Source organism: Paenimyroides ceti, from assembly GCF_030409925.1.
The window spans coordinates 539865-555717 of the sequence record NZ_JAUFQU010000001.1 but is presented as its reverse complement, the minus strand read 5'-3'; the positions used below and the strand labels follow the sequence as shown (position 1 = coordinate 555717).

General features: G+C 35.9%; 14 protein-coding genes. 5 read left to right on the top strand and 9 right to left on the bottom strand.

Annotated elements, in window-relative coordinates:
* Nucleotides 1–16: 16 nt before the first annotated feature.
* On the bottom strand, nucleotides 17–460 hold the full coding sequence (locus tag QW060_RS02555; RefSeq protein ID WP_290362147.1) for a hypothetical protein: 444 nt from the start codon (nucleotides 458–460) through the stop codon (nucleotides 17–19).
* A gap of 3 nt (nucleotides 461–463) precedes the next feature.
* Nucleotides 464–1981: a GH3 auxin-responsive promoter family protein gene (locus QW060_RS02550; protein ID WP_290362146.1), complete on the bottom strand. Its 1518-nt coding sequence runs from the start codon at nucleotides 1979–1981 to the stop codon at nucleotides 464–466.
* Nucleotides 1982–2084: 103 nt separating this feature from the next.
* Between QW060_RS02550 and QW060_RS02545 the strand changes: the two genes are divergently transcribed.
* A complete protein-coding gene (locus QW060_RS02545) occupies nucleotides 2085–2879 on the top strand; it encodes a DUF2797 domain-containing protein (protein ID WP_290362145.1) in 795 nt (264 codons plus the stop codon).
* 31 nt (nucleotides 2880–2910) lie between these two features.
* Here QW060_RS02545 and QW060_RS02540 read toward each other — a convergent pair whose 3' ends face one another.
* The 6 genes from QW060_RS02540 to sppA all read right to left on the bottom strand — a co-directional run bounded on the left by QW060_RS02540 (nucleotide 2911) and on the right by sppA (nucleotide 9244).
* Nucleotides 2911–3720, bottom strand: a complete 810-nt coding sequence (locus QW060_RS02540; RefSeq protein WP_290362144.1) for a siderophore-interacting protein — start codon at nucleotides 3718–3720, stop codon at nucleotides 2911–2913.
* A 22-nt stretch (nucleotides 3721–3742) separates the two neighbouring features.
* Nucleotides 3743–4681, bottom strand: coding sequence for a siderophore ABC transporter substrate-binding protein (locus tag QW060_RS02535; RefSeq protein ID WP_290362143.1), 939 nt, complete (start codon nucleotides 4679–4681; stop codon nucleotides 3743–3745).
* Nucleotides 4682–4693: 12 nt separating this feature from the next.
* Complete coding sequence (locus QW060_RS02530) at nucleotides 4694–5455, bottom strand: iron ABC transporter ATP-binding protein (protein ID WP_290362142.1); 762 nt, start codon at nucleotides 5453–5455, stop codon at nucleotides 4694–4696.
* Nucleotides 5452–6402, bottom strand: coding sequence for an iron chelate uptake ABC transporter family permease subunit (locus QW060_RS02525; RefSeq protein WP_290362141.1), 951 nt, complete (start codon nucleotides 6400–6402; stop codon nucleotides 5452–5454). Before QW060_RS02525 ends, QW060_RS02530 begins: the two co-directional genes overlap by 4 nt.
* Complete coding sequence (locus QW060_RS02520; RefSeq protein ID WP_290362140.1) at nucleotides 6399–7340, bottom strand: ABC transporter permease; 942 nt, start codon at nucleotides 7338–7340, stop codon at nucleotides 6399–6401. Before QW060_RS02520 ends, QW060_RS02525 begins: the two co-directional genes overlap by 4 nt.
* Before the next feature lie 134 nt (nucleotides 7341–7474).
* The gene (gene sppA, locus QW060_RS02515) at nucleotides 7475–9244 is read right to left on the bottom strand and encodes a signal peptide peptidase SppA (protein ID WP_290362139.1); all 1770 of its coding nucleotides are present in this window, start codon (nucleotides 9242–9244) and stop codon (nucleotides 7475–7477) included.
* A gap of 125 nt (nucleotides 9245–9369) precedes the next feature.
* Between sppA and folK the strand changes: the two genes are divergently transcribed.
* Complete coding sequence (folK, locus tag QW060_RS02510; RefSeq protein WP_290362138.1) at nucleotides 9370–10509, top strand: 2-amino-4-hydroxy-6-hydroxymethyldihydropteridine diphosphokinase; 1140 nt, start codon at nucleotides 9370–9372, stop codon at nucleotides 10507–10509.
* 76 nt (nucleotides 10510–10585) lie between these two features.
* Here folK and QW060_RS02505 read toward each other — a convergent pair whose 3' ends face one another.
* A complete protein-coding gene (locus tag QW060_RS02505; protein WP_290362137.1) occupies nucleotides 10586–11122 on the bottom strand; it encodes an RNA methyltransferase in 537 nt (178 codons plus the stop codon).
* Between the two features lie 187 nt (nucleotides 11123–11309).
* On the opposite strand from QW060_RS02505, the gene QW060_RS02500 reads away from it, so the two are divergent.
* From QW060_RS02500 to QW060_RS02490, 3 genes are all read left to right on the top strand, one after another.
* On the top strand, nucleotides 11310–11828 hold the full coding sequence (locus tag QW060_RS02500) for an FUSC family protein (RefSeq protein ID WP_290362136.1): 519 nt from the start codon (nucleotides 11310–11312) through the stop codon (nucleotides 11826–11828).
* A gap of 142 nt (nucleotides 11829–11970) precedes the next feature.
* A complete protein-coding gene (locus tag QW060_RS02495) occupies nucleotides 11971–14781 on the top strand; it encodes a TonB-dependent receptor (RefSeq protein WP_290362135.1) in 2811 nt (936 codons plus the stop codon).
* 60 nt (nucleotides 14782–14841) lie between these two features.
* Nucleotides 14842–15852 (top strand): metallophosphoesterase, encoded by a 1011-nt coding sequence (locus QW060_RS02490; protein WP_290362134.1) that lies wholly within the window; start codon nucleotides 14842–14844, stop codon nucleotides 15850–15852.
* The last annotated feature ends 1 nt before the right edge of the window (nucleotide 15853 follow it).

Genomic DNA, 15853 nt, shown 5'->3' with positions numbered 1-15853 from the left:
TCATTTTTTCCATCAATTAATTTACCTGAGCGTTTAACGGAATCGCTAAATCTTCTTTGATAAATTCTCCGTTGATCATTGGAATAACCAGTTTGTTATGTTTCATACCTTCTGTTTTTGCATGCAATACACCACGCGCTGTATTCATGGTAAAAAACGCTAATTGTTCGAGTAAACCTTTTGGTAAAATCAATTGGTCTCCCTTAACAAAAAACTGCCAACCTGCTGGTTCAAACTCAAATTCACAAGAAACCGCGATTTTCAAAACTTCCTGTTTTTCCAATTGAAAAACAAATTTAGAAATAGCTTTGATAAATTTTTTCTCATTATTAACACCAAACTGAAAATCAAAATTCAGGTCTAAAGTTCCGTTTTCCTGATTGATATCTGCTGCATTAAAATCTTCTGTGTTAATACTAATTAAGCGATAATTAATATTCGCCGGCTGTTGTTCACTCATAATTTAATTTTTATTTAATTCTAATAGTTGTTCTACATACTCACGGTCATTAGACAAGCGAGGTATTTTATTCTGTCCGCCCAGTTTGTCTTTTTTACTGAGCCAATCATGGAAAAGTCCGTGTCTGGCTATATTTAAAACTAACGGATTTAAGGTCATATTATTATATCGCTTTGCTTCATAATCTGAATTGATAGCCTGAATATTTTTATCGAGTGTTTCAGCAAATTCTTCGATATTTATCGGATCTTTTCTAAATTCGATGATCCATTCATGCGCTCCTTTTTCACGATCTTTCATAAACACCGGGGCTACTGTGTATTCGACTAGTTCAACATTAAAAGTCTCACATGTTTTAGCAATTGCCTTATCCGTATTCTCAATCATCAGCTCTTCTCCGAAAACATTGATATGATGCTTTGTTCTGCCTGTAATACGAATGCGATAAGGATATAAAGAGGTAAACCTTACCGTATCCCCTATCAGATAACGCCATAATCCTGAATTAGTGGTTATCACTAAAGCATAATTTTTATTGAGCTGTACCTCTGACAGTGGAATTGCCTTTTGTTTGGAAGTACCAAAAACATCCATGGGAATGAATTCGTAAAAAACACCATAATCCAACATCAGTAATAAATCAGAAGAATTATTTAAATCCTGAATCCCGAAAAATCCTTCTGAAGCATTATAGATTTCATAGTATTTAAAAAGATCACTCGGAAACATTTTTTTATATTGTTCCCGGTAAGGTTCAAAACTTACTCCGCCGTGAAAATAAACTTCTGCATTAGGCCACACTTCTAACAAATTGTCTGTACCTGTTTCATTGAGTACATTGTTAAATAACACCATCATCCACGAAGGTACTCCTGCAAAACTGGTGACATTTATGTTTTTTGTCTCCTCTACAATGGCCTGCATCTTTTCATTCCATTCACTCATCAAGGAAACCTTGTTACTCGGTGTGGAACTGTATTCTGCCCAAAATGGGAGATTATCTATGATAATAGCTGACAAATCTCCAAAGAACGTATTGTTATCTTCATACAGCTGCTTGCTGCCACCCAAACGAAGACTTTTTCCGGTAAACAGTTGCGAGTCTTCATTATTATTCAAATATAAGCATAACATATCTTTTCCAGCCTTGAAATGGCAATTTTCTAAGGCTTCGTTGCTTACCGGAATAAATTTACTTTTCGCATTGGTGGTTCCGCTGGATTTAGCAAACCATTTGATAGGTGTATTCCAAAAAACATTCTGTTCCCCTTTTCTGGCTCTTTCTATCAGTGGTTCAAACTGTTCATAGGTAGAGATTGGAACCCGTTCTGCAAATCGCTCATAATTATACAGAGTTGAAAAATCATATTTTTTTCCAAACTCGGTGTTTTGGGCTACGGCAATTAAATTTAACAATAATTCATTTTGTACTTCATTGGGAAACTTCTGAAAGAGTTCAATTTGGTGAATTCTTTTTTTCAGGATCCAGGAAGCAATGGAGTTTATGATAGTTAATGCCATAGGTGTATAAACTTTGCGGGATAAATTTACTAAAATTCAAATTTATAATTATTTTTAAAAGTATTAATTTTACTTGGTTAAAACTAAAAAACATCATAAGATAATGCAATTTGAAGGACTATTAAAAAAAATGCAAACAGAATTAGGAAATCCGATTCAGTATTTCGGAATCTTTCAACAGGATGTTTTAAATTACAATCAATTACTCAATAAACAAATAGAAATACAACATACGGGATATGAATGTCTGAACTGTGGAAAACAAAAAAAAATTTTCAGACAGGGTTTTTGTTATGATTGCTTTATGTCAAGTCCGGCAGTTGGCGATTGGATTATGAGACCCGAACTGAGTACCGCACATTTAGATATTGAAGACCGTGATCTCATCTACGAAAAAAAGGTTCAATTGCAACCTCATGTCGTATATCTGGCAGCTTCCAGTGATATTAAGGTAGGCGTTACCCGAAAAACCCAGGTTCCAATCCGTTGGATTGATCAGGGAGCAAGTAGTGCAATCTCTATTGTAGAAGTACCCAACCGCTATCTGGCCGGTATTACAGAGGTGCATCTGAAAAATCTGTTTACAGATAAAACAAGCTGGCAAAAGATGTTGAAAAACGAAGTAATAGCTACCGATCTTCAGGAAATAAAAAATTCGGTCAAAAGCAGACTTCCGGAAGAAGTATTACCCTATTTTACAACTGATGCCACATTGTTTTATGAAATGCATTATCCTGTGTTGTACTACCCTCAAAAAGTAAGCAGTCTCAATTTAGAAAAAACAGCTGTGTTTACTGGTAAACTGATCGGTATTAAAGGTCAATATCTGATTTTTGAAGACGGAACGGTTTTTAATATCCGAACCTATGAAGGCTATAGAGTGAAAATTTCCTTATAAAAAAAAACGGGACGTTGTCCCGTTTCTTTTTTTAAACAGCATTTTTTTCCTGCTGTCTGTCAGTAACTGATTTATCTTCTGCTACTCCGGCTTTCCAATATGAGTAGGCATAAAGTTCCTCTTTGGTCCATTGGAGTTCTTTTCTGAAATACGTTCTCAATTCTTTTACAGAAGAGAATTCTGCTGCTACATAGGCAAACCGGGTACTGTCAGGTATGCTTACCTGTCGGGCAACATCAGCAAGGTTACTCCCCTTTTCCGGATGCGGATTAACAATCCATTCAATATTAAAATTCTCTGGCATTTCTAATTTCTGAATATCAGCTTCCGTAGGCACTTCCAGAATACAGGTTCCTTGTTTATCTTTTGGCAGCGATTCCATAATGGCTCCCAATACTGGAATAGCTGTAGCATCTCCGATTAAAAAATACCAGTCAACCTCCGGATACAAGGCAGAACTTCCGAGTTTCATAGCAACTCCCAACGGATCGCCTACAGCTGCATTCAGGGCCCAGCTTGAAGCCGGTCCGGTTTCTCCATGATTGACAAAATCAATAATAATTTCATTATTAATTACATCTATTCCGCGATGTGTATAGGTGCGTACCAAAGGCTTAACAGAAGGATCCTGTTCCAGCCATTCCTTTTTTTCCTCATCAAATTCAGGAAAATACACCGTATCTACACCTGAGGGAGGAATGAATATTTTATTATTGACACCAATAGTACAGGCTTCTAATTTCGCTACATCTTCCGGTGCACCGGATAAAGTAATGCGGATAAAATGAGGTGTTATAAATTCTCTTTTCTTTAAGTGAAATAAGGCTCTTGCTACTTCCATGATTTTTTGTTCTTATTTCTGACTATTTTACAGCTGTCACGATTTCGTCAATCATTTTATTTGTTGAAAGTAAGCCTCCACCAGAGAGATACCATACCTGAGGATCAAGGTATACAATTTTACCGTTTTTATAGGCATTCGTTTTCTGTATGAGTACATTTTCAATATCTTTTTTATCAGCTCCCTTATCGGTTACCGCCGCATTTCTGTCGATGATGAAGAGAATATCCGGATTTGCCTCTGCAATAAATTCGTTAGACACTTTTTGACCGTGCGTAGAAACCTCAATATCTTTTACAGCTGGCTCCAAAGGCAATACATCATGAATGAATCCAAAACGGGATCCTTTTCCGTATGCACTGAATTTCCCATTATTATGCAATACAATAAGTGCTTTTTCAGGTTTAGCAACCAGATTTTGCTGTGCCTCGGCAATTTTATTTTTTATGGCTTCAACAGCCGTTTTTATGTCTGCCTCTTTACCGAATATCTGTCCCAATTTAGTAGCATTTGCTTCAAAAGAGCCCATATAGTCTTTATTATCTACAGCCATATAAACAGTTGGAGCAATTTTGGACAGTTCAGGATAAGCGGATTGTAAACGTGCAGAAATGATAATCAAATCCGGATTCAAAGCGTTGATTTTTTCATAATTAGGTTCCTTTAAAGTTCCTACATTTTCAATACTGCTGTCATTTTTATATTTTGAAAAATAATCCGGAAGATTGTCTTTTGCTACTCCGGCTACTTTAATCCCCAATTGATCCAGTGTTTCCAAAGATCCGATATCAAAAACGACTACGGTCTTTGGATTTTTAACCACTTTAGTTGTACCAAGCTGATCGGTTATTTCTATTGTTTCAGAAGAAGCATCTGCCGCTTTTTGCTCTTCTGTTTTTTTATTGCAACTCATAAAAGTTACCAATACTACCATTGAGGTAATTCTTAAAATATTTTTCATATACTGAAAGGTTTATAGGTTAAAATAATTACAAATTTTCTTTTTATTTTTTTCAATGATGTCAAACTCTATATCGAATATATCTGCTAATTTTTCAGCTGTAATCATCTCACTGGTTTCTTCATGGTATAGAATACGACCATTTTTCATGGCTATAATAAAATCAGAGTAACCAGAAGCAAAATTGATTTCATGGATGACAATGACTACTGTTTTTTGCAGTTCATCTACCAGACGTCTTAATGTTTTCATTACCTGAACCGCATGTTTCATATCTAAATTATTGAGCGGTTCATCTAATAGAATATATTCTGTATCCTGAGCTATAATCATGGCCAAAAACGCTCGTTGCCGCTGACCTCCGCTTAATTCATCTATATATGTATCTTTCAACTCTTCAAGTTCAGAAAAAGCAAGTGCCGTAGCTATCTTTTCTTCATCAGTTGCATTGAGCCTGCCTTTGGAATACGGAAACCTGCCAAACGAAACCAGTTCTTTAACTGTGAGTTTCAGTTCGAGATGGTTGGATTGTTTGAGTATAGACAGTTTTTTTGCCAGCTCATTATTTTTGTAGGCTGTAAGCTCTTTGTCAAACACACTTACAGAGCCAGAATCCTGCACAATGAGACGGCTAATAATCGACAGAAGGGTACTTTTTCCTGCGCCATTAGGTCCGATCAGCGATGTGATCTTACCTTTTGCAATAGTGTCAGACAAATTATCAAGTACGATCTTGTCCCCGTATTTTTTTTGTATGTTTTTAAATGTTATCATATTTTTCTGCGTGATGTCAACATGAGATACATAAAATAAAATCCTCCGATAAAATTGATCACAATGCTTACCGTTGTTGAAAAATTAAACAAATGCTCAATCAGAATCTGCCCCATAACTAAAGCTATACAGGCTATAAGCGCACATATAACTAACATAGAACGGTGTTTTGCCGCCGGAAAGAGCTGATAGGTAAGGTTGGTTATCAGTATTCCCAGAAACATCATAGGTCCAACCAAAGCAGTTGCTGTTGCTACCAAAACTGAAATAATGATCATATAAACCTGTAATAGACGGTTGTAGTTCAATCCCAGATTTATGGCATGATCACGCCCGAGTGCAATTACATCCAAATATTTGACATATCTGTGAGCTGTCATTAAAGTTGCCAACATGATAACAGTTGCTACAACCAATAAATCCGTATTCATTTTATTAAAGGATACGAACATAAAGCCTTCTATAATAGAGAATTCATTCGGGTCAATAACAATCTGAAAAAACTGGCTCATAGTCTGAAAAAGGGTTCCTAATACCAGACCGATCAGCAAAAGATGGTAGACATTTTTGCTTCCTTTTTTAAAGAGTAAAAAATACATAAAAAAGGAAAAAAGCATCATACAGGCTATGGACAGATAAAAATTAGTCTGATGGTTCAGCACCTGAAAAGTTTTATCTCCATACGTAAATACGATTAAAGTCTGGAAAAGAATAAAAACAGATTCATACCCCATAATGGAAGGGGTGAGAATCTTATTGTTGGTTATGGTTTGAAAAATCAATGATGCATAAGCTGTACTGATCCCTACAACCAACATGGTAGCCAACCGGATACCTCTCTTTGGTATCACATAATCCAGATTTACTCCTGTATTATAGGTCATGAAAAGTGTCATCAACAGCAGTAACAGACCAATTATAATAATGATTTTTACAGCTGCTCTCATTTGTTCTTTTTTAATATCAGATATAAAAATATGATCCCACCGATTACCCCTACCATGAGTCCGATCGGAATTTCATACGGATAAATAATCAGCCTTCCCGCAATATCACAAAACAGCAAAAAGACAGCTCCGAATAAGGCAGTTGTCGGTAGCGTTTTTTTGAGATTATCCCCGCGAAACATACTCACAATATTAGGTACAATCAATCCTAAAAAAGGAATGGCACCTACTGTTATCACCGTAACACTTACCGTCAATGAAACACAAAACAATCCGAGTGTAACGATGGATTGATAGGGAAGTCCCAATGTTTTTGAAAAATTTTCGCCCATACCTACTAACGTAAACTGATTCGCATACAAATAGGTAATTATTACGGCAGGTAAAATGAAATAAAGGGTTTCATACTGTCCTTGCAAAATGGATGAAAAATCTCCCATAAGCCATCCCTGAACATTTTGTATGATGTTATTTTTATAAGCAAAAAAAGTAGAAATGGCAGTGAGGATATTCCCCAGCATGATCCCAATAAGCGGTATGAATACCAGACTCTTGAATCGGATTTTACGCACCATAAAGATGAAGAGCAAACTCGTCATAAATGTGAATAATAAAGCGAATAACATTTTACTTATCATGCTTTGCTGTGGCATCCATAAGAGGCTGAACAGTATTCCCATTTTGGCAGCATCTAATGTTCCTGCTGTTGTGGGAGAAACAAATTTATTTTGAGAAATCTGTTGCATAATAAAACCTGCGATACTGATTCCGGCGCCCACCAGTACTAATGCAATGGTTCTGGGAATACGGCTGATCGTAAAAACCAAAACCTCATCTTCAGACATTTTCAGAATGTCTGATAGGGATATGTCTTTTACTCCGATGAATAAGGACGTAAAAACCAAAAGGATGAGTAAGAGTAGTAAATATTTATTCAAAACTTATTATTAAGACTAAATAAAAACAAAGATACTTTTATAATTTTGGTTTTACAAAAAAAGAGGCTCTAAAAAACTTAGAACCTCTCTCTTTGAATAATAATTTGAGTATAACGGGGTAATTAAATTCTTACTTACCGAATGATGATTTGATAAGGAAGTAATGCCTGAATTCCTTCTGTTTGTTTAAGATAATTCATTCGTTGCAGCATTTCATAATTATCGTATCCGATTTTTTCTGCGATTAATTCATCTTGCGTTTCTTTAATTGAAATACCTAAAAATTTTCTAAACAAGTCTTCTAATTTAATTTCATATTCGGGATAAGAAACCAAACGGTAATCTTTTATTTCTGCTTTTTTGGCAGCATATGCAATTGCCTGATCCAATCCGCCTAATTCATCTACCAAGCCTATTTCTTTTGCCATTTTACCAGTCCATACGCGTCCCTGACCAATAGCATCTACCTGCTCGTAAGTCATCTTTCTTCCTGCTGCCACATGGTTTACAAAGGTTGTATAAACACGTTCTATGTCTTCCAGAATAAGACCTCTCATTTTAGGATCCAGTTTTTTGAATGGAGAATAACTCACAGAGTTTTCGTGTGTTTTTACCTGCTCGGCATTTACTCCGAATTTTGTAGCCACTTCTTCAAAATTAGGCAGCATTCCAAATACACCTATTGATCCTGTGATAGTTCCTGGTTCAGCAAATATATAATCTGCTTTCGAAGAAATATAGTAACCTCCTGAAGCTGCCATCGCTCCCATTGACACGATAACCGGTTTTACTTTTTTAGTCAGTTCAATTTCACGTAAAATAAGATCTGATGTTAGAGCACTACCCCCCGGGCTGTTAACTCTTAAAACGACTGCCTTTACATTATCATCATTACGCGCTTCAAATAACGCTCTGTTTACGGATCCTTCACCGATAACGTCAACACTTCCTTCTCCGCCTCTGATTTCACCCTGTGCATATACTACAGCAATACGGTCTTTTGCTTTGGATAATTTCATTTTTCCGTCTGTCGCTTTTACATAATCCAGTATGCTTATTTCATTGTACTCTTTATCATAGTCGACGCCCAATGCTTTGCGAATTCCATTCGAAAATTGATCAACATAAGCTACTTTATCTACCAGTTTATGCTCTTTCGCAAGTTCTGGTGTTCTTGCTGCCAGGTTATTTGCAATAGCATTTAAGGTATCTACCGGTATTTTTCTTGTAGCCGCTATATCTGTAACATAGGTATCCCATATGGAATTCAAAAGAACAGTTATTTGTTCTCTGTTTTCAGGACTCATGTGCTGTTCCAGATAAGGTTCTACAGCACTTTTATATTTTCCATGACGGATTACTTCCATCTTCACACCTGTTTTTTGCTGTAATTCTTTCATATAAAGAATTTCTGATGCGAGGCCTTTAAAATCAAAACCACCAACCGGATTTACATATACAGTATCTGCCACAGAACTCACATAATATTCGCCCTGAGTATAATTGTCTGAATAAGCAACTACAAATTTCCCTGTCTTTTTGAACTCATCCAGTTTTTCACGCACTTCTCTTAGCTGAGTAATTCCCAGAGAAGTCTTGATATTAAACAAAGTGATTCCCTTTATATTATCATCTGTTTTAGCATATTCGATGGCATTCAATACATTTACAAGTCCATTTTTATTAACTTCTCTGTACTGAAAATCTTCAATATAAACTTTTCCACCATAATCATTATACACTTTTTCCAGATCCAGATCAATTACAGAATTGTTTTTTACAGCTACATTCTCAGACGTACCAGCCGAAAAAGCCATACTTACAATGATCAGCAAAAAGAAACTTACAAACGAAAAAACGATTAATCCAACGATAGTTGCTAAAACATTTTTTAAAAAATTCATTTTTATTTTATTTATTGTTCTTAGTATAAGTAGGTAAAAAACGCATAATGTTACATTTAAATAAAAATTTATTTAAAATGGAACCAATATCCTGTTTTCAGAGGCAATTTTAGTTACTTTGCAGGATGATTACACAAAACCATGTTTTATTATCGTTGGGAAGCAATTTAGGAAACCGGCTACAGTATCTTCAGCAAGCTGTAGATGCTGTTCACTGTGAATTGGGTACGGTGATCCGGCTTTCTTCTGTATATGAAACACCGCCCTGGGGTTTTGAAAGTACACCATTTTATAACTGTCTTATCAGCATACACACATATAAAACACCTGAAGAAGTACTCAAAGGCGTTTTAGCGATTGAAAAAAAACTGGGTCGTGTTCGCTCCGGAGAAAATGGATATAGTGCCAGAACCATTGATATTGACATCATTGCTTTTAATGAAGAAACCATCGTGACTAAAGATCTCATAATCCCGCATCCGAGATTGCATGAACGAAACTTTGTAATGGTACCGTTAGCTGAAATAGTTCCCGATTGGCAACATCCGGAATTGAATGAAAGCATCGGCTCAATGCTAAATAAAGGAACAGATGCCTCGGTATGTGTAAAAACAGCTGTTTTAGAAAATCCGTTGAGTGCTTACACATTTGATCACATCCGATTTATGGCAATTGAAGGGAATATCGGTGCAGGAAAAACTACGTTAGCCAATAAAATAGCAGAAGATTTTAATGCCAAACCTTTATTGGAACGCTTTGCAGATAATCCGTTTCTTCCAAAGTTTTATAAAGATCCGCAACGTTATGCTTTTTCTCTTGAGATGTCTTTTCTGGCAGATCGATACTCTCAATTAGCAGAAGATCTCAATCAGCTTGATTTGTTTCACGATTTCATTATATCGGATTATTATATTTATAAATCCTTGATTTTTGCAGAAGTCACTTTAGAAGAAGAAGAGTTTACACTCTACCGGAATATCTTTAATGTGATGTATAAAGAAACACCGAAACCGGATTTGTATGTTTATCTGAATCAGCAGACACATCAACTCGTTAAAAATATTGAAAAAAGAGGACGTGATTATGAAAATGAAATCAACCTGGATTATTTTGAAAAAATCAATCTGAGTTACCGAAGATTTATGGACAGTGCCAAAGATCACTCTGTCTTACTCATCAATATGGAAGGCCGCGATTTTGTAAACAACCAACAAGATTATCTCTACATACTGGACCAGATTCAGAAAAAAATCACAGATAAATAAGCTTTTTGAAACGTTTTATTATCTAACTAATGCAACTGCAAAAGTATTTTTGAGATAACATTTTCCTGTCTCTGCTCTATACTAATGCCTGAAGTTTCTGAAATACGTCCCATATTACTATTCCTGCACTTACCGAAACATTTAATGAATGCTTGGTTCCGAGTTGCGGAATTTCCAATACACCATCTGCATTATTAACCACTGATTGCGCTACTCCTTTGACTTCATTTCCAAAAACAACTGCATATTTTACTCCGGCAGTTACTTTAAAATCATGTAACATAGTAGCATTTTCTACTTGTTCAACCGCATACACTTTAATGTTTTGCTGCTTCAACTGGCTTACCACTTCATCCACTTCTTTGACATATTCCCAGGCAACTGTTTCCGTAGCTCCGAGTGCCGTCTTGTGAATTTCTTTATTAGGTGGTGTTGCCGTAATCCCGCATAAGTATATTTTTTCGATCAAAAAGGCATCTGAACTTCTAAAAATGGCTCCGATATTATGCAAACTACGAATATCATCAAGTACAACAATAATCGGTGTTTTTTCTGCTTGTTTAAATTCTTGTACATTTTTACGGTTCAACTCGTCTAAAACTAACTTTTTCATGATCTGCTATCTTACGGCACAAAGATACTTTTTAAGTTATTATTGTTCCAAAAGTTTTTTGTTGGAAACCGTAAACAAAATAATTTGTAAGCTTATCCGATTAAGGCTATAAAAAACCCTCAACAACTTGGCTATAAGATATGCTTTGATTCAAAACTTGTACTAAATTTGTAAAAAACAAGGTATAATGTGGTATAAAAATGCAACTAAATTAATTGAATCTCAGTTTATTGTATATGTAACCCGGTGTTTATTAGGCTTTGTAATCGGGTATTTGTTGACACTTGCCTTTCCTAAATTCGATTTATTCTGGACATTGCTTACCATTATTTTAGTCATTTCTCCTGAAGAGGATCAGGCCCGTAAGCTTTCCATTGAACGGTTTAAGTCAAATTTTATTGGTTCAATCAGTGGTTTATTGGTATTTTTTCTTCCGTTTGAAGATGTCTATAAAGTAATTATCGGAATCGTTTTGGCTTGCTTTATCTGCAAGCTGTTTAACTTACTCAATGTTGCCCGTAGTGCCATTGTAGCGCTTATCATTATCCTTATTGAGCATAAAAATGATGTTATTTTTTCACCTGTTGCCCGTTTTCTTGCAGTTGCTGTCGGTTGTATCATAGGACTCGGTGTAACATTGACTACCTCTTCCCTGCTGAAGTTTTTAAGCAATGTTATCAGAATTAAAAAGATTAGAGATGAATAAAGAAATTTCATCACTGATGGCATTCATACGCTAATAACTTTTTATTTACATATCAGAAAAGATAGTAAAGCTTTATTGACTTTAAAGTAACATTCATTTGATTTAGCCAAAGTTTCTTTGCACGAAACAAACAACTAACCTCATGAAACAAATTTATGTAGTCGTTGCTTCACTTATCGGAATGGGTGCCTTTGCTCAAAGTGGAGTAATTTCAGGAAAGATTATCGATGCACAAGACAACTTATCTCTACCCGGAGCTTCCATCAAAGTTGAAAATTCTAACCGGTACACCATATCGGATCAGAACGGAGGATACCAGTTTCTGGATTTACCCGAAGGAACTTATTCCGTATATGTAGAATATATTGGATATGTGAGCGAAACACAAGAAGTTGTAGTCGATAAAAATAAAACAACACATCTTACTTTTAGTCTTTCTCCTGCCAGCAATGAAATGGAAGAGATGGTTATCATCGGGAATTTCCTAAGCGGACAGGCAAAAGCACTGAATAAACAGAAAAACAATCAAAATATTACAAATGTGATTTCTTCGGATCAGGTAGGTCGTTTCCCGGATGCCAATATTGGTGATGCTCTCAAAAGAGTTTCGGGAATTACCATGCAAAATGATCAGGGTGAAGCAAGAAACATCATCATTCGTGGTTTGGCTCCTAACCTGAATTCCGTTACCATAAATGGTGACCGAATACCATCGGCTGAAGGAGATAACAGAAATGTACAAATGGATTTGATTCCTTCTGATATGATTTCTACCATCGAAGTCAATAAAACACTTACTCCGGATATGGATGCTGATGCAATCGGAGGTTCTGTTAACCTTATTACGAGAGCCAATCCGAATGGAGAAAGAATTTCTGCTACTTTAGCAGGCGGTTATGCTCCTATCCGTGACAAGGGTAATTATACAGCAGGTCTCGTTTACGGAAATCGCTATCTGAATGACAAATTAGGAGCTGTATTCAGCGCTTCTTACAATAATAATAATTTTGGTTCTGATAATATTGAAGCTGTATGGAGCTTAGGCAATAAAGATCAGGCTTATATTTCTGAATTCGATATTCGTAAATATGATGTTCAAAGAATACGGACGAGTTTTGCACTCGCATTGGATTATGAGTTTAATGACAACAATAAAATCTATGCAAATGCCATGTATAACCAGCGTTATGACCGTGAAAACCGTTACCGCGTAAGATACAGGGATATCGAAGCATTATATGATGCCGATGATAACATTACAGGTTTTGAAGGAAGTATCAGACGAGAAACAAAAGGTGGTATTGACAATAATAAAAATAAAAACACCCGTTTAGAAAATCAAAAGGTACAAAATTATGCTTTGGGCGGTGAACATCTTTTAAGTTCAAAAATTGATTTGGACTGGTCTGTAAATTATGCAATGGCAAGTGAAGATCGCCCAAATGAACGCTATATCGATTTTCAGTTAAAAGATGTAGCCATGCAGCAAAACCCAAACGATACCAATAATCCGTTGGTTACTTCTGAAGCTGATGTACCTGAACGTTTTACTTTGAGAAAAATAACAGAAAACCACAATTTTACAGAGGAAAAAGAATTAGGAGCTAAAATCAATATCCGTTTTCCGTTTTCTGTTATAGAAAATCAAAAGGGTAGAATCAGAACCGGTCTCAGAACTCGTATTAAAGACAAAGAAAGAAATAATATTTTTTATGAATATAAGCCTGTAGATGCAATGGGTAATCTGTCACAGATTCCCAACAATTTTTACAGCGGTAAAGGATGGCAACAGGGTTCACAGTATGTACCGGGCTATTTTGCTGACAATCAATATCTGGGTGGTCTTGACCTGAAAAATCCAAATAAATTTGAGGAAGAAGCAGCTCCTGGTGAATTTTTAGCGGTGAATTATAAAGCTAAAGAAAAAATTTATGCAGGGTATGTAAGATGGGATCAGGATTTCAGTGACCGTTTGTCCATGATTACCGGAGTGCGTATTGAAAATACCGAAATTGACTATACCGGAAATTATGTGGTTAATGAAGAAGATCTGGAAGGTCAGGTTACAACTACTAATTCGTATACGAATATATTGCCAAGTCTTGCTTTCAAATTTAATGTGCAGGATGACTTCATTTTACGTGCTGCTTTTTCAACTGCATTGGCACGTCCGAATTATTATGCACTGGCTCCGTTTGTAAATGCACTGCCGGATGATACGCAAATTTCTGCCGGAAATCCTGATTTGAAAGCAACGTATGCCTATAATTATGATTTTATGGCTGAAAAGTATTTCCAGTCTATCGGAATCGTTTCAGGAGGAGTGTTTTACAAACGTTTGAATAATTTCATCTACAACCACAGAGACAATCTGTACAATAATGCCAAATTTGCAAATGATTTTCCAGGTATTGCCAATCCGATTCCGGTGGGTGAGCAATGGCGCTTTGTACAATCAAGAAACGGAAAACATGTAAATGTATATGGATTTGAAGTTGCTGTACAACGTCAGTTAGATTTTATTCCGGGAGCATTCTTTAAAGGACTCGGTGTTTATTTAAACTATACTTATACCAAATCTGAAGCAAAAGGAATTACCAATTCAGAAGGAGAAGAACGAACCGATGTAGGTTTACCAGGTACTGCTCCGCATATGTTTAATGCTTCATTATCATGGGAAAACAAAAAATTCTCTGCACGTGTTTCTCTGAATTATGCTTCTGATTATATTGATGAATTGGGTGGAACCGCTTTTGAAGATCGATATTATGATAAACAAACTTTTGTAGATGCCAATGCGTCTTACAAAATCACCAATAATTTCAGAATCTTTTTAGAAGCAAATAACCTGACCAATCAACCTTTGAGATACTATCAGGGAATTTCTTCCAGAACGATGCAATCTGAATATTATCAGGGAAGATTTAATCTGGGAGTAAAACTGGATTTCTAAGACCAATAATTAATAAAAAATCCTGCAAATAATTTTTTTGCAGGATTTATCTTATCAATCATGAAAATACAAAAAATAGTTTTTTTATTATGGCTGCTTCCCAGCAGTATTTATTTATTTGCCCAACAAAAAACCAGTCCTTTTGAAAGTGAAAAAAGTACCGGATACCGCGGAAATGATATTCCGGAGCTCCGCTATTATGACGATGGATTTAGCTTTTTGGTTCTCGGAGATTTCGGACGTGTAGGAGATTATTATCAGAAAGATGTTGCCAGGGAACTGGGAAATGCTGCTATTGTCAGCAATGCCGAATGTATTATTTCAGTAGGAGACAACTTTTATCCGAATGGTGTTGCCAGTACTCAGGATCATCATTGGAAAGCTTCATTTGAGGAAATCTATAACAATCCCGGTCTTTATACCGATTGGTTTGTAGCTTTGGGAAATCACGATTATCAGGGCAGCATTCAGGCGCAGATAGAGTATAGTTCTGTGAGTCGACGCTGGAATATGCCTGCAACATATTACAGTAAAACCTTTACAACCGCTAAAGGAGAAAAACTGCTCATGCTTTTTATAGATACAAATCCGTTTATTGACAGTTACTATAAAAATCCTCAAAAATATCCTGATCTTGCAAAGCAGGATACCATAACGCAAAGAAAATGGATAGAAGAAACGCTTAATACATCAGATCCTGCTATAAAATGGAAAGTGGTAGTAGGTCATCATCCGCTGTATTCCGGAGGTAAAAGAAAAAATAACAAGGACACAGCTTCTTTTGAATCTAAATTTGCAGATTTATTTGACCAATATAAGGTTGATGCTTATATCTGCGGACATGAACATGATTTACAGATTGTTAAACCCAAAAAACGTTATACGACACAGTTTCTGTCCGGTGCGGGAAGCGAAGTGCGTGAAACAGGAAATCGTGAAGGAACTGTTTTTGCAGCTGCTGAACCCGGCTTTATGACGTTTACTATAGTGAAAAATAAAATGATTGTACAAACCGTAAAAGCAAATCCTGCATCTGCCAGTGTTTTGCATACGTATGAAATAACAAAATAAT

Excerpts from the sequence above, each read along its gene's own strand:
- folK (WP_290362138.1), top strand. The coding sequence starts at position 9,370 with ATGATTACACAAAACCATGTTTTATTATCGTTGGGAAGCAATTTAGGA.
- QW060_RS02540 (WP_290362144.1), bottom strand. The coding sequence starts at position 3,720 with ATGGAAGTAGCAAGAGCCTTATTTCACTTAAAGAAAAGAGAATTTATA.
- QW060_RS02495 (WP_290362135.1), top strand. The coding sequence starts at position 11,971 with ATGAAACAAATTTATGTAGTCGTTGCTTCACTTATCGGAATGGGTGCC.
- QW060_RS02530 (WP_290362142.1), bottom strand. The coding sequence starts at position 5,455 with ATGATAACATTTAAAAACATACAAAAAAAATACGGGGACAAGATCGTA.
- QW060_RS02555 (WP_290362147.1), bottom strand. The coding sequence starts at position 460 with ATGAGTGAACAACAGCCGGCGAATATTAATTATCGCTTAATTAGTATT.
- QW060_RS02535 (WP_290362143.1), bottom strand. The coding sequence starts at position 4,681 with ATGAAAAATATTTTAAGAATTACCTCAATGGTAGTATTGGTAACTTTT.
- QW060_RS02500 (WP_290362136.1), top strand. The coding sequence starts at position 11,310 with ATGTGGTATAAAAATGCAACTAAATTAATTGAATCTCAGTTTATTGTA.
- QW060_RS02490 (WP_290362134.1), top strand. The coding sequence starts at position 14,842 with ATGAAAATACAAAAAATAGTTTTTTTATTATGGCTGCTTCCCAGCAGT.
- QW060_RS02525 (WP_290362141.1), bottom strand. The coding sequence starts at position 6,402 with ATGAGAGCAGCTGTAAAAATCATTATTATAATTGGTCTGTTACTGCTG.
- QW060_RS02545 (WP_290362145.1), top strand. The coding sequence starts at position 2,085 with ATGCAATTTGAAGGACTATTAAAAAAAATGCAAACAGAATTAGGAAAT.
- QW060_RS02505 (WP_290362137.1), bottom strand. The coding sequence starts at position 11,122 with ATGAAAAAGTTAGTTTTAGACGAGTTGAACCGTAAAAATGTACAAGAA.
- sppA (WP_290362139.1), bottom strand. The coding sequence starts at position 9,244 with ATGAATTTTTTAAAAAATGTTTTAGCAACTATCGTTGGATTAATCGTT.
- QW060_RS02550 (WP_290362146.1), bottom strand. The coding sequence starts at position 1,981 with ATGGCATTAACTATCATAAACTCCATTGCTTCCTGGATCCTGAAAAAA.